This window comes from Neisseria macacae ATCC 33926, assembly GCF_022749495.1.
Lineage (GTDB): Bacteria > Pseudomonadota > Gammaproteobacteria > Burkholderiales > Neisseriaceae > Neisseria > Neisseria macacae.
This window is the reverse complement of the sequence record NZ_CP094241.1, coordinates 714952-727883: the sequence shown is the minus strand read 5'-3', so window position 1 is coordinate 727883 and position 12932 is coordinate 714952. Positions and strand designations below refer to the sequence as shown.

The following is a 12932-nucleotide window of genomic DNA, read 5'->3' as shown; positions in this document are numbered from 1 at the left end:
TAGGAAGGTCGTCTGAAAAGCTTCAATCAGCGTTCTCATCGCGTTTATCATACTTTCTCAGGAAAATCACTGTCCAAATCAAGCTGATTAAAATACTGCCAAAAAAGGCAATCTCAAAGAAAACAACCAAATCCCCGAGGCAGCCGACTCCGCAATTTCCGCTATTACTGCTCAGAAAATCATTAATATAAGCGACAACATAAAGAATTGCCACAAACTCAGGAATAGCCATCAACCAAATACCTAAAACATTCAACCATTTCATCAGCGTCTTACAACCTCTTTTTTAGCATTTAGGCAGTATATATGACGGTATGACAGAAGACAATGCACCAGCGATGGCCACATACAGGCTGAACAGCCCGAATGCCGAAAAAGAAAAGTCCTGCGAAATCATCTGAACGAGGATGAAAGAGGAGAAAATCCAATAATAAAATGCCGTCAAACCCGCCGCCTTTATCTTATCTTTCCTATTGCATTTCAAATTCAACTTCTCGGCAGTATAACCGACAAAATAGCCGGGAATACAAGAGGTCAGCAAGACCAGTCCCACAACCAATAAAGAAAGTGGAAAAGTAAATATTAAAAATAAAAATACCCCTCCCAGTAAGTTAGAAATATCTGTTCTCGGAATAAGGGAAAGAAACAAAATCAGCCAAAAAGCAACGATAAACAGTGGCAACCCCCATATCAAATTGGTGCGCGTATAAGCCCGATAAGGGTTGAAATCTTCTTCTGGTAAATGTTCCATAATCTTTCTTTGTAAACTGCGCAAATGGCATTTACTCTAAACTCTTATCCCACGCGCTACAAGATTCCTATCCCTTTTCTTTTTTAAAAGGTCGTCTGAAAACAACAAGCCTAGGTAAAATCGCCGTTTACTCCTACAAAAACCCCTCTTCCCGCAAAAATTTCTCCAACTTCTCCGCAAATGCCTTATACCCCGCCGCGTTGGCGTGTATTTGGTCGGATTTCAACTTTTCATCACTCAAAATCTCAGACCATGCGCCGCCGAACAAGGGAATTTTGTATTGTTCGGCAAGCTCCTGATAAAGCGGATGATCGCTCAAATGACCGAACAATGCGCCGACGCTCAGGTGCGGTACGCCCACTAAGACGGCGGGGATGTTTTCCTTCTGCACGCCTTCGATGATTTTGGCGATATTGGCACGGGTTTCAGCTTCGGGAAATTTACGCAAGAAGTCGTTGCCGCCTATGCTGATAATCACAAGCTTGGGTTGGCGTTGCAACAGCGCGGGCAGGCGCGACAGGGCTTGTGCGGAGGTATCGCCGGAAATGCCGCCATTGATGATGTCCCAACCGGTCAGCTTTTGCAGTTGCGCAGGATAGGATTCGTCAGGGTCTGCGCCGTAGCCGTAGGTGAGCGAATCGCCCAAAGCAAGTACGGTACTGCCTGCGGCAATTTTCGTCTGCTTCTTGCCGGATTTACTGCCGCAAGCTGCAAGCAGCAAAACGCTTGCGTAAGTAAGGAATGTTCTTCGTGTGAGCATATTTTGTTTCTGATTCTTGAAAGTATCACGGAAGCTGCCGCGTTAATTTTGTACATCTTGATCTTGAAGATGGAAAGTGATAGGCATCCTAAATTCCATCCATACAGGTTTGCCATCTTTAACGTTAGGTAAAAAGATGCCTCCCATTGCCCCTTTCCTTGCCGCATTATCCAACATGTTATAACCTGATCTTTTTATCACTTTGATGCTCTCCAATTTACCCTCCGGCGAAACTACGCCCCCCAATATAACCTCACCCTCATCCCCATTTTCCCATGCTACAGGAGGATAAGGAATGTTCACCCGTCGATATAAACCGCCTTCATAGTTGTCATTTTCCCCATAAAGCAAGTAAATATGTTCCGCATAAGACGGAACGTTTTGACACACGCTCCGCACCTCGCCGTTTGCATCGGTTTGATCAGAGCAAGTTTGAGCAGGTTTATATCGCTTCGGACGCTTCTGCGCCAATGCGGCTTTGCACAATGCCGTTCCTGCCGACTGATCACGGCACACTGCGCCATCAACCCTGCCTTTTTTATTAATGACGGACAACACCGGCAACACGCCGCCCTTACGCCCATCAGGCGTCGGAATAACCACCACTTGCGGGTTTGCTGCCTGCGGACGTTTTAAGATTTTTTCAACAGGCGGCAGTTTTTTTCCCGGCATGGTGGAACCTGCGGCCAGAAGAGTGGGCAGCATCAAGAGTGTTAAAACGGATGGTTTGAACAGGTTCATTTTTTGTTTTCTTTATGTTTGATGATTTATCTTGTGGGGTTATTAAAAAGATTATGACATAGAAAATAGGGAAAACCTGAATTTCAAAGGACAAAATCTGCCTCAAGGTCGTCTGAAAACAGTTATTTCTGAAACCGGCAAAGCAAGTTGCCTCAAAACCCGTTTTCAGACGACCTCTGCCCATTTCGGGCGGCATTCTAAAACTTCTTGATAAACCGGACAGCTTTCAATATGCGCGCCGGGCAGGTAGCCGGTACTCATTAAAAATTCGCCGACGATTTCGCCGCCGACAAATTTGAAATGTTTTTTAAACAGCTTCACCCACTCGGCTTTATCGAGCGGATGGTGCGCATCGAGCCAGTGTTTGAACGAGCCGCATTCCTGCTGCAACTTTTTAATTTGCCGTGCGTTGTAAATGGCGGCATTGATTTTCAGACGGTTGCGGACGATGCCTGCGTCGGCAAGCAGGCGTTCGATGTCAGCTTCGTCGAATGCGGCGACAGCGTCGATGTCGAAATCTTTAAATGCAGCCCGAAACGCCTGCTGCTTCTTCAGCATCAACGTCCAGCTCAAACCCGCCTGATTGATTTCCAACACCAGCCGTCCGAACAACTCATTGTCGTCTGAAATCGGAAAACCGTATTGCTTATCGTGGTAATGTTTGTTGGGGTTGTCCGTATCGTTTGGGAGGGCGGCAACAAATTCGCAGTAATTCATGTTCTATCGGTCAAGCGCAACAAAGGTCGTCTGAAAACCTAAAACGGGGTTTCAGACGACCTTTCACAATCGAAACGCGGCAATATACCTGCCGCGCAAGTTTAAATCAATCCACTTCGCCCGCGTATTGCTCGGCGGTCAGCAGGCTGTCGTAGTCGGCTGGATTGGCAGGTTTGATTTTGAAGAACCAGCCTGCGCCGTATGGGTCGCTGTTGGCAGTTTCCGGCGCGCTGGGCAAATCTTCGTTGACGGCAACGACTTCGCCTGCAATCGGCGCGTACACGTCGGACGCGGCTTTCACAGACTCAACCACACCGGCTTGTTCTTCGGCGGCAAGGTTCGCGCCGACTTCGGGCAGCTCGACGAACACGATGTCGCCCAACAGCTCTTGCGCGTGGTGGGTAATGCCGACGGTGATGGTACCGTCTTCTTCAAGGCGCAGCCATTCGTGGCTGGCAACGTATTTCAGTTCGGCTGGGATGTTGTTGCTCATGGTTTGATTCTCCATTGGTTTTTTGGCTTAAAGAATGAAGCCTTCGGATATGATCGACAGGCTGTTTTACGTTTGTTTTCAGACGACCTTTACTTTAACAAAGCTCGTCTGAAACCGCATCAATCAAACTGTTTCTGTCCGTTGCGCACAAACGGCAGCTTCAATACGCGCACGTCCACTTCCTTGCCGCGCATCAGCACTTTGGCGGTATCGCCGTCAAAATCTTTCGGAACGCGGGCGATGGCGATGGATTGTTTCAGGCTGGGCGAGAATACGCCGCTGGTGGTTTCGCCTTTGCCTTTGTCGGTCAACACTTCCATATGCGCGCGCAGGATGCCGCCTTTGTCGAGCAGCAAACCGACTTGTTTGACGGCAACGCCTTTTTCTTTCAATGCCAACAAGGCGGCTTTGCCGACGAAATCGCGGTTTTCGTCTTTCAAATCAACCGTCCACCCCATGCCTGCTTCGAGCGGGCTTGTATCGTCGTCCATATCGTTGCCGTAGAGATTCATGCCGGCTTCCATGCGCAGGGTATCGCGCGCGCCGAGGCCGCAGGGCTGTACGCCGGCTTGTTGTAGGGCTTTGAAGAATGCGACGGCTTCGGTGCCGGGCAGGATGACTTCGACGCCGTCTTCGCCGGTGTAACCGGTGCGGGCGACAAACCAGTCGTTGCCCAAATCCGCGCCTTGGAACGGTTTCAGGTTGTGGACGACATCCGTCCATTCGGGTTTGACGGTCAGGAGTTTTTCAATGGCTTTAGGACCTTGCACGGCAAGCATACCGAGGTCGTAGCGCGGGTTGAAGGCGACGCCGAATTCTTGTCCGACTTTGTGGAACTGGGCGGTGTCTTTCTCGCGGGTCGCACCGTTGGACACGATGCGGTATTGGGTTTCGGCTTCGTTGGTGCGGTAAACGATCAAGTCGTCAATCACGCCGCCGTTGTCGTTGAGCAACGCGGAATACAGGGCTTTGCCGACGAAGGCGAGTTTGGCAACGTCGTTGGCAATCAGTTTGCGGAAAAAGGCTTTGGCGTTCGCTCCGGCGACGTCGGTAACGAGCATGTGGGATACGTCGAACATACCTGCGTCGGTGCGCACAGCTTCGTGTTCGGCGATTTGCGAACCATAATGGATGGGCAGCTCCCAGCCGGCAAAATCGACCAGCTTCGCGCCTGCATCTTGATGGGCTTGGTGGAACGGGGTGGTTTTCAGGGCAGTCATTCTCAGCTTCTCCGGATTTATTGTTCAGATGCCGTCCGCACAAGATGCGCGGAAGACCCTATCTGTCCTTGAACCTGAGATTTTCGGCATACCCGCTTGATGGCAAACCAGTCTGCTCACTGCTTTGCGCGGTTGTCTGAATGGTGGTTCAGACGGCCTTCTCCCCTTCGGTGGGTGCGATTGCACCGCTCTCCAGATGTTTTATTTCAATGTGCAGTCCCTGTTGCCTGAGCGATTTAAGGGCATCTGCGCCTTCGGCGGCTACATGTAACCTGATGTAGCTCTCTCCTGCACATGCCCCGATTATGGCTTGAAAAGGCGGTTTGGGCAAGCCGTCTTTTATATGGCTGCCATTCGTTTTGCCCAAATTGGCTAAAGCCTGTTTGCAGATATGAAATTAAATCAATTTGTTTGCATCCATACTTTTTAACACAGATTATTTTCAAAAATACTTTTTCATTGGTTGATTGTATGTTAAGTAAATGTTATTTGTTATATACTCTGCCTAACTGGTCAATCTGAGCGTTCACACGAACGCTATCCGACTAATTTCCATCTTATACAGCAACAGGGAGCAAACTAAATGACACCGATAACCTTGGATAAAACCGACCTTAAAATCTTACAAGTCCTACAAGAAAACGGCAGATTGACCAATGTCGAATTATCCGAGCGGATCGCGCTTTCCCCCTCCCCCTGCTTGCGCCGCCTGAAGCAATTGGAAGACGCGGGCATCATTCGCCAATATGCCGCCCTACTCTCCCCCGCAGCCGTCCATTTGGGCTTGCAGGCGTTTATCCGCGTTTCCATCAGCAAGGCAAAAGATGCGCGTGAAGACTTTGCGCAATCGGTGCAAGAATGGCCCGAAGTATTGAGCTGCTTCGCCCTCACTGGCGAAACCGACTACCTGCTCCATGCGTTTTTTACCGATATGAACTCGTTTTCCCATTTCGTTTTGGACACGCTCCTGTCTCATCACGGCGTACAAGACGCGCAGTCCAGCTTCGTGTTGAAAGAAATCAAAAACACAACCGCCCTGCCGCTGGGACACCTCATCCCCGATTAAAGGCAAAACGCAAAGGTCGTCTGAAAACTTAAACCCTGTATTTCTCAGCGTTTTCATTTTCAGACGACCTTTTTCCGTCCTAACGGCGATATCCTGAGAACAGAGAATTTCATGCTATACTTGAGAACTATTTTTAATTAAATCAAATCCTAATTCCCGCATGACTACCCCTGACTCCGCCACCGTAACCGACCACACCCGCCAATGGCTCGAAAAAGCCGTCATCGGACTCAACCTCTGCCCCTTCGCCAAAGCGCCGCACGTCAAAAACCTCGTGCGCATCAGCGTCAGCCAGGCCCGCCATCTGGACGGTTTCCTCGAAGACTTAGACCGCGAATTGCAGCTTTTGGGCGACACGCCCGCCGACGAGCTGGAAACCACCCTGCTTGTCCACCCGACCCTTTTTCCCGACTTCGACACCTTCAACCAAATGCTCGACATTGCCGATGCCGCCGTTGTGGACAACGGTTTGGAAGGTATTGTCCAAATCGCCCCGTTTCATCCCGATTTCCAATTTGAAGGCACGGATTCAGACGACATCGGCAACTACACCAACCGCTCACCCTACCCCACCCTGCACCTCATCCGCGAAGACAGCATTGCCAAAGCCGCACAAGCCTTCCCCGACGCCTCCGCCATTTTCGAGCGCAACATCGCCCTACTTGAAAAAATAGGACACGAAGGCTGGGACAAGCTCGATATTCCCCGCTGCCCGTTTGATCACGGCAAAACCAAAGCATCCGAATAAGATTTCCAACAAAACAACATGATTCGCTACTTACTCATCTTTTGCGGCGCAGTTTCCTTTCTCTTAGGCATCATCGGCATTTTTCTGCCGATTATGCCCACCACCCCCTTCATCATCCTTGCCGCCGCCTGCTGGGCAAGAGCCTCGCCCCGTTTCCACCGCTGGCTGCACCAACACCGCTATTTCGGCCCCATGATACAAAACTGGGAAAACAACGGCGCCGTCCCGCGCAAAGCCAAAATCTTCGCCATCAGCATGATGAGCCTGTCCTGCATCTTCATGTTTTGGCGCTTTCCCGAAAAATGGTGGATAGGCGCGGCGTCCACATTGGGCTGCGGCTGCGTCGCTGTCTGGATGTGGCTGCGTCCCGAACCCTGAGTCGTATCCAAAGCACAAGGTCGTCTGAAAACGCAGTTTCCGTTCCGAAACCGTATTTTCAGACGACCTTTTGTCATTTCAAACCATCGGTTTTAAAATATCCGCAACACAAACTGCCAAAAGGAAAACCGCCATGGCACAATTCTTCGCCATCCACCCCGACAACCCGCAGGAACGCCTGATCAAACAAGCCGCCGACATCGTCCGCAGCGGCGGGGTCATCGTGTACCCCACCGACTCCTGCTACGCGCTCGGCTGCAAACTCGGCGACAAAGCCGCGATGGAACGCATCCTCGCCATCCGCAAAATCGACTTGAAACACCACCTGACCCTCATGTGCGCCGATTTGAGCGAATTGGGCACTTACGCCAAAGTCGACAACGCCCAATTCCGCCAGCTCAAAGCCGCCACCCCCGGCAGCTACACCTTCATCCTGCAAGCGACCAAAGAAGTGCCCAACCGCACGCTGCACCCGAAACGCAAAACCATAGGCCTGCGCGTTCCCGACAACAACATCGCCTTAAGCCTGTTGCAGGAATTGGGCGAGCCGCTACTCAGTTGCACCCTGATGCTGCCTGAAGACGACGAGCCGCTGACCGACCCTTACGAAATCCGCGACCGCCTCGAACACAGCGTCGATTTGGTGATTGACGGCGGCTGGTGCGGCACCGAGCCGACCACCGTCATCGACATGACCGACGGCACCGAACTCATCCGCCAAGGCAAAGGCGACACCGCCCTATTCGGTCTGTAAACCCCAAAAACTATAGTGGATTAAATTTAAATCAGGACAAGGCGGCGAAGCCGCAGACAGTACAGATAGTACGACAAGGCGAAGCAACGCCGTACTGGTTTAAAGTTAATCCACTATAAAAGGTCGTCTGAAAACCCGAATCAGTTTTCAGACGACCTTTTGACATTGCCCTAGCCGAAAACAATCGGCTTATTCGAAAATCAACGATGCTGCGGGTTGTAGCGGTTTTCCAAGCGCAGGAACACCCAGCCCAAGAAAGTCGTCATCAAGAGATAAATCAGCGCAACGGTATAGAGCGGTTCTTCATAAACGGAATAGCGGCCGCTAATCGTACTTTGTACATAAGCCAGCTCCGCCACGGCGATAACGGACAACAGCGAGCTGTCTTTCAAAAGCGTAATAAATTCGCTGGCAAGCGGCGGCAGCATACGGCGCAACGCCTGCGGAAGAATCACATAGCGCATCGCCTGCGGATAAGTCAGCCCCAGCGAACGCGCCGCTTCCATCTGACCGCGGTCGATGGACTGGATGCCCGCGCGGAAAATCTCGCAGATATACGCGCCGGAGTTGGCAATCAAAGCAAGCGAACCGGCAATCAGCGCGCCGTAAGAGCGTCGGATTTCCACCGCCTCGTCGCCGTTGATCAGCAAACCGTCGGTAGGATGGACGAAAAACGGGAACCAGACGTAAGACCAAATCACAATCTGCACAAATAGCGGCGTACCACGGAACAGCGTTACATACAGCAGCGAAACCTTACGCAAAACCCAAGCCAGCGCGCGCATGGGCGCACCCGCTTTTTCCAGATGAATCAAGCGCGCCAGCGCGAGCAGTAGACCCAATACGGAGCCACCCGCCGTCGCCACTACGGTCAAGCCCAGCGTCGTCAGCGCGCCGTAGAAAAACATCCAGCGGTATTCGTAAATAATGTCAAACCGAAAATCCATACTCGTCCGCCTGTCTAAAACTCCGGGAAACGGTTTGCGGCAGCCGCCCGATTCCCGAACATTGGAAAAATGAAACTCGATATTTTACAAGAAAATACATTCTTTGAATGCCTTTTTGTTAAATTAATCGGGTTGCCGTCCGTTTTTTACATTTCCCCACCCGTCGCGCCTATCAGCTTATTATCACTCCGAAACCTGTTTTCCTCTGAAAAAACAACGCCAAACAATTCCGATATGCCGCCGTAAAATTGACCGTCCCGACAAAAAAGCGGATAATCCGCCCATCCTTAAAACACCTTTTCAGACGACCTTTCCCCGTGATTCAAAAGGTCGTCTGAAACCTTTTATAAAGCACAAACATGAAAGCACCCGAACTCCTCCTTCCCGCCGGCGGCCTCGAACGTATGCGTGCCGCCTACGACTACGGCGCAGACGCCGTTTATGCCGGCAGCCCGCGTTACTCCCTGCGCGCCCGCAACAACGAATTTGCCAAACTCGACGTCCTTGAGCAAGGCATTAAAGAAGCGCACGAGCGCAACAAAAAATTCTTTTTGACCGTCAACACCCTGCCGCACAATTCCAAGCTCAAAACCTTCGTCGCCGACATGGAGCCGCTGATTGCCATGAAACCCGACGCGCTGATTATGGCGGATCCGGGTTTGATTATGACCGTGCGCGAAAAATGGCCGGAGATGCCGATCCACCTGTCCGTACAAGCCAACACCACCAACTACTGGGGCGTGAAATTCTGGCAGAACATCGGCGTCGAACGCATCATCCTGTCGCGCGAATTGAGCATGGAAGAAATCGCCGAAATCCGCCAAGAATGCCCCGACATCGAACTCGAAGTCTTCATCCACGGCGCATTGTGCATCGCCTACTCAGGCCGTTGCCTATTGTCGGGCTATTTCAACCACCGCGACCCCAACCAAGGCACCTGCACCAATTCCTGCCGCTGGGATTACAAAGTCCACAACGCCACTGAAAGCGATGCGGGCGACGCCCAGCTTCTGCAAGGTTTCAACTTTGAAAAAGCCCAAGAAGAAGCCAACCAAAACTTCGAAGGCATCAACGGTCAGAAACGCCACCCCTACGCCGACAAAGTTTTCCTGATTGAAGAGTCCAACCGTCCCGGCGAGATGATGCCGATTATGGAAGACGAACACGGCACCTACATCATGAATTCCAAAGACCTGCGCGGTATTGAAGTCGTCGAGAAACTCGCCAAAATCGGTGTGGACAGCCTCAAAGTCGAAGGCCGCACCAAGTCGCTCTACTACGTCGCCCGCGTCGCCCAGTCCTACCGCAAAGCGATTGACGATGCCGTCGCAGGCCGTCCGTTCGACTACAGTTTGCTGAGCGAACTCGAAGGCCTCGCCAACCGCGGCTACACCAGCGGCTTCCTCGAACGCCACCAAACCCAAGACTATCAAAACTACCTCAGCGGCCATTCCACCGCCAAACAAAGCCAATACGTCGGCCACGTTACCGAAATCGACGCCGAAGGCTGGGCAACGGTGGAAGTTAAAAACCGCTTCGCCGTCGGCGACACCTTGGAAATCATCCACCCCGAAGGCAACCAAACCATTACGCTGGAACAAATGACCCGCAAAGGCGCAGCCGTCGAAGTCGCCCCGGGCAACGGCATCCAAGTCAAAATCCCGAATATGCAGGGCAAAGAAAAAGCCTTGCTGGCGCGGGTTATCAAATAATCAAAAGGTCGTCTGAAAATTTTCAGACGACCTTTTGTCTTTTGTTAAGGAATTGTATGAACGAAGAAACCAAACAGGCGGCTCAGACCATAGGTCGTCTAAAACGGAAAGCCAGCGATGAAGAAAGGCTGCAAGGCTGGCGTGAAACCTGCGCCGAACAAGGCTTAAGCGGCGAATTTATCCTGACTGCGAAGCTCAACGGCGCGGCTTATACCGAGGAAGAAGCCCGCATGGTAGCGGAGCTTTTCGGCAAATAAACTGACAATTTATTATTTTAAAATTACAAATCATATCAAAACTTGACAAATTTACCGATTTTGATTATAGTCGTATATGAGTTAACATTGCCGATTTGACACAGCTTGCGGGCATAAACAGCTAAAGCGTATTTTCATTTTCTGCTGTTTTTATTCCTTTCTTTATATTCAAGCCCGTTGTGTACAGCATCGGGCTTCTTTTTTTCCGGAAGTATCAGGAAGTATTTATGATTATTTTGGACAACGTTTCCAAACATTACCAAACGCGCGACAAAACCCGTTTTGCCGCCGTCGAGCCGACCAGCCTCGAAATCCAAGACGGCGAAATCTTCGGTCTGATGGGCTATTCCGGCGCGGGCAAATCCACCCTGTTGCGCCTGATTAACCTGTTGGAACGTCCCGACAGCGGCAAGGTCAATGTGTGCGGACAAGAGCTGACCGCGCTCGATGCCGCAGCATTGCGTCAGGCGCGGCAGAATATCGGCATGGTGTTTCAGCAGTTCAATCTTTTGAGCAACCGCACCGTTGCCGACAATGTTGCCTTTCCTTTGGAAATCGCCGGATGGTCGTCTGAAAAAATCAAAGAACGCGTTAAAGAATGCCTTGAAATCGTCGGCCTGACCGAACGCGCCGACCACTACCCCGCCCAGCTTTCCGGCGGACAAAAACAGCGCGTCGGCATCGCCCGCGCGCTCGCACCCAAACCCCAAGTCATCCTCGCCGACGAACCCACTTCCGCCCTCGACCCCGCCACCACGCGCAGCGTCTTGGAATGTTTGGAAGACATCAACAAACGCTTCAACGTCACCATCGTCATCGTAACCCACGAAATGAGCGTCATCCGCCGCCTATGCGACCGCGCCGCCCTCTTGGATAAAGGAAAAGTAGTAGAAATCGTCGAAGTACGCGGCAACCAAATCCACGCCCAATCCGAAATCGGGCGCGAACTGATTCGGGAGGACTGATATGGCAGACTTAACATTCGAACAAGCCGTTTCCACCATCGTCGGCATGAAAGACGAAATCGTCCGCGCTTTGGGTGAAACCTTCGTTATGGTCGGACTGTCCACCACGATTGCCGTCATCTTCGGCACCCTCTTGGGCGTCCTGCTTTTCGTAACTTCCAACCGCCAGCTGCATTACAACAAGCCGGTAAATTTCCTGCTCGACAACTTAGTCAACCTGATGCGTGCCTTCCCCTTCGTCATCCTGATGATTGCCATGATACCCGCCACCCGCGCCATCGTCGGCAGCACCATCGGCCCGATTGCCGCCTCACTGGTATTGAGCGTGTCCGGCCTGTTTTACTTTGCCCGACTGGTGGAACAAAACCTGCGCGAAGTCCCCAAAGGCGTGATTGAAGCCGCCACCGCCATGGGCGCATCGCCGCTTGCCATCGTCCGCAAAGTCCTCTTGAACGAAGCGCGCGCGGGCATGGTTTCCAGCATCACCGTCCTCGCCATCGGCCTGCTCTCATACAGCGCGGCGGCAGGCATGATAGGCGGCGGCGGCTTGGGCGACCTCGCCATCCGCTACGGCTACTACCGCTACCAAACCGAAGTCATCATCTTCATCGTCGCCATCCTCGTGCTGCTCGTTATCCTGATACAAAGCATCGGCAACGCGTTGGCGCGGAAATTGGACAAACGTTAAACCTCACAAACGTAAACAAGGTCGTCTGAAAATACACCTGATGCATTTTCAGACGACCTTTTGAGTGAAAAATACAACATGAAATCCGCCAAAAAAATTCTAATTGCCGTTTATTTAGTCAATATCGGCAATATCCTTTGGTACTTTATCGGCCCCATGAACCATATGCCGAAAATATTGTATATAGGCCTGAGTATCGGCATCTTTCTTGCCCAACTCGTCATCTTGGAAAAATTAGAACACCCGCCCTCCGACGTCAACGCGCGCAACAGCAAAATGATGCGTAACGATATGGGTTTCTTCATTTTATTGTGTGTCGGGCTATTGGCTGTCTTTATGATATGGTCCCTTATCGCTTCTCCTGTCTCCATCTGGGGCATCCTTTCATTTGACGATATGGTTTCCATAGGGGAAATGAACGGATCAATTGGCACGATGGACATCGATGAAATGGGCGAAATCAGCGAGCCGGATGAAAGTGCCATGATGGCTGAAGACTATGATGATGGAATGGACGGACACGCCGTAATCGACGGAACAGATGAAATGTATGAAAGTGCCGATACCGCCTTTGATATTTCTCCGTTCGCCACCTCGTTGGATTGGCTCAAGCTCATCTCAGCCCTGACTTTTAAAGCGGGATTGATTTGGCTGTGTTACCGTTCCGCCAAAGGCCTGTACCTCACCATAAAAAACCGTCCCGTTTCCCATAAATGGATTTAAAATCCCAACTGT

17 protein-coding genes and 1 riboswitch are annotated in these 12932 nt (G+C 51.3%); of the genes, 9 read left to right on the top strand and 8 right to left on the bottom strand.

Annotation, left to right across the window (positions count from 1 at the left end):
• Positions 1–22 precede the first annotated feature (22 nt).
• The 7 genes from MON40_RS03445 to gcvT form a co-directional block, all read right to left on the bottom strand.
• Complete coding sequence (locus MON40_RS03445; protein ID WP_003759935.1) at positions 23–265, bottom strand: hypothetical protein; 243 nt, start codon at positions 263–265, stop codon at positions 23–25.
• 21 nt (positions 266–286) lie between these two features.
• The gene (locus MON40_RS03440) at positions 287–751 is read right to left on the bottom strand and encodes a hypothetical protein (RefSeq protein ID WP_003777121.1); all 465 of its coding nucleotides are present in this window, start codon (positions 749–751) and stop codon (positions 287–289) included.
• A 133-nt stretch (positions 752–884) separates the two neighbouring features.
• Positions 885–1511, bottom strand: coding sequence for an arylesterase (locus tag MON40_RS03435; protein ID WP_003777119.1), 627 nt, complete (start codon positions 1509–1511; stop codon positions 885–887).
• Positions 1512–1553: 42 nt separating this feature from the next.
• Positions 1554–2252 carry an energy transducer TonB gene (locus tag MON40_RS03430; protein ID WP_003777117.1) on the bottom strand — a complete coding sequence of 233 codons (699 nt, stop codon included), beginning with the start codon at positions 2250–2252 and terminating at the stop codon, positions 1554–1556.
• Between the two features lie 165 nt (positions 2253–2417).
• On the bottom strand, positions 2418–2969 hold the full coding sequence (locus tag MON40_RS03425; RefSeq protein WP_003777115.1) for a DNA-3-methyladenine glycosylase I: 552 nt from the start codon (positions 2967–2969) through the stop codon (positions 2418–2420).
• A gap of 106 nt (positions 2970–3075) precedes the next feature.
• Positions 3076–3462, bottom strand: coding sequence for a glycine cleavage system protein GcvH (gcvH, locus tag MON40_RS03420; RefSeq protein ID WP_147611952.1), 387 nt, complete (start codon positions 3460–3462; stop codon positions 3076–3078).
• A 119-nt stretch (positions 3463–3581) separates the two neighbouring features.
• Complete coding sequence (gene gcvT / locus MON40_RS03415) at positions 3582–4682, bottom strand: glycine cleavage system aminomethyltransferase GcvT (RefSeq protein ID WP_003777111.1); 1101 nt, start codon at positions 4680–4682, stop codon at positions 3582–3584.
• A gap of 204 nt (positions 4683–4886) precedes the next feature.
• Positions 4887–4983: riboswitch (glycine riboswitch) on the bottom strand.
• Positions 4984–5265: 282 nt separating this feature from the next.
• On the opposite strand from gcvT, the gene MON40_RS03410 reads away from it, so the two are divergent.
• The 4 genes from MON40_RS03410 (at position 5266) to MON40_RS03395 (ending at position 7628) form a co-directional block, all read left to right on the top strand.
• Positions 5266–5748 (top strand): Lrp/AsnC family transcriptional regulator, encoded by a 483-nt coding sequence (locus tag MON40_RS03410; protein WP_003759951.1) that lies wholly within the window; start codon positions 5266–5268, stop codon positions 5746–5748.
• Positions 5749–5908: 160 nt separating this feature from the next.
• Positions 5909–6496 (top strand): DUF1415 domain-containing protein, encoded by a 588-nt coding sequence (locus tag MON40_RS03405; RefSeq protein ID WP_003777109.1) that lies wholly within the window; start codon positions 5909–5911, stop codon positions 6494–6496.
• Between the two features lie 18 nt (positions 6497–6514).
• Positions 6515–6874 carry a YbaN family protein gene (locus MON40_RS03400; RefSeq protein WP_003777107.1) on the top strand — a complete coding sequence of 120 codons (360 nt, stop codon included), beginning with the start codon at positions 6515–6517 and terminating at the stop codon, positions 6872–6874.
• A 133-nt stretch (positions 6875–7007) separates the two neighbouring features.
• The gene (locus tag MON40_RS03395; protein WP_039862805.1) at positions 7008–7628 is read left to right on the top strand and encodes an L-threonylcarbamoyladenylate synthase; all 621 of its coding nucleotides are present in this window, start codon (positions 7008–7010) and stop codon (positions 7626–7628) included.
• A gap of 200 nt (positions 7629–7828) precedes the next feature.
• Here the strand turns inward: MON40_RS03395 and MON40_RS03385 are convergent, their stop codons facing one another.
• A complete protein-coding gene (locus MON40_RS03385; protein ID WP_003759965.1) occupies positions 7829–8575 on the bottom strand; it encodes an amino acid ABC transporter permease in 747 nt (248 codons plus the stop codon).
• A 359-nt stretch (positions 8576–8934) separates the two neighbouring features.
• Here MON40_RS03385 and trhP point away from each other — a divergent pair, with 359 nt between their 5' ends.
• The 5 genes from trhP to MON40_RS03360 all read left to right on the top strand — a co-directional run bounded on the left by trhP (position 8935) and on the right by MON40_RS03360 (position 12920).
• Positions 8935–10287 carry a prephenate-dependent tRNA uridine(34) hydroxylase TrhP gene (gene trhP / locus MON40_RS03380; RefSeq protein ID WP_003777098.1) on the top strand — a complete coding sequence of 451 codons (1353 nt, stop codon included), beginning with the start codon at positions 8935–8937 and terminating at the stop codon, positions 10285–10287.
• Positions 10288–10343: 56 nt separating this feature from the next.
• Positions 10344–10544 carry a hypothetical protein gene (locus MON40_RS03375; RefSeq protein WP_003777093.1) on the top strand — a complete coding sequence of 67 codons (201 nt, stop codon included), beginning with the start codon at positions 10344–10346 and terminating at the stop codon, positions 10542–10544.
• Positions 10545–10771: 227 nt separating this feature from the next.
• On the top strand, positions 10772–11509 hold the full coding sequence (locus MON40_RS03370; protein WP_003759974.1) for a methionine ABC transporter ATP-binding protein: 738 nt from the start codon (positions 10772–10774) through the stop codon (positions 11507–11509).
• 1 nt (position 11510) lies between these two features.
• The gene (locus MON40_RS03365; RefSeq protein ID WP_003777092.1) at positions 11511–12197 is read left to right on the top strand and encodes a methionine ABC transporter permease; all 687 of its coding nucleotides are present in this window, start codon (positions 11511–11513) and stop codon (positions 12195–12197) included.
• A gap of 78 nt (positions 12198–12275) precedes the next feature.
• Entirely contained in the window at positions 12276–12920 is a 645-nt protein-coding gene (locus MON40_RS03360) for a hypothetical protein (protein ID WP_003777090.1), read from the top strand.
• Positions 12921–12932: the final 12 nt, after the last annotated feature.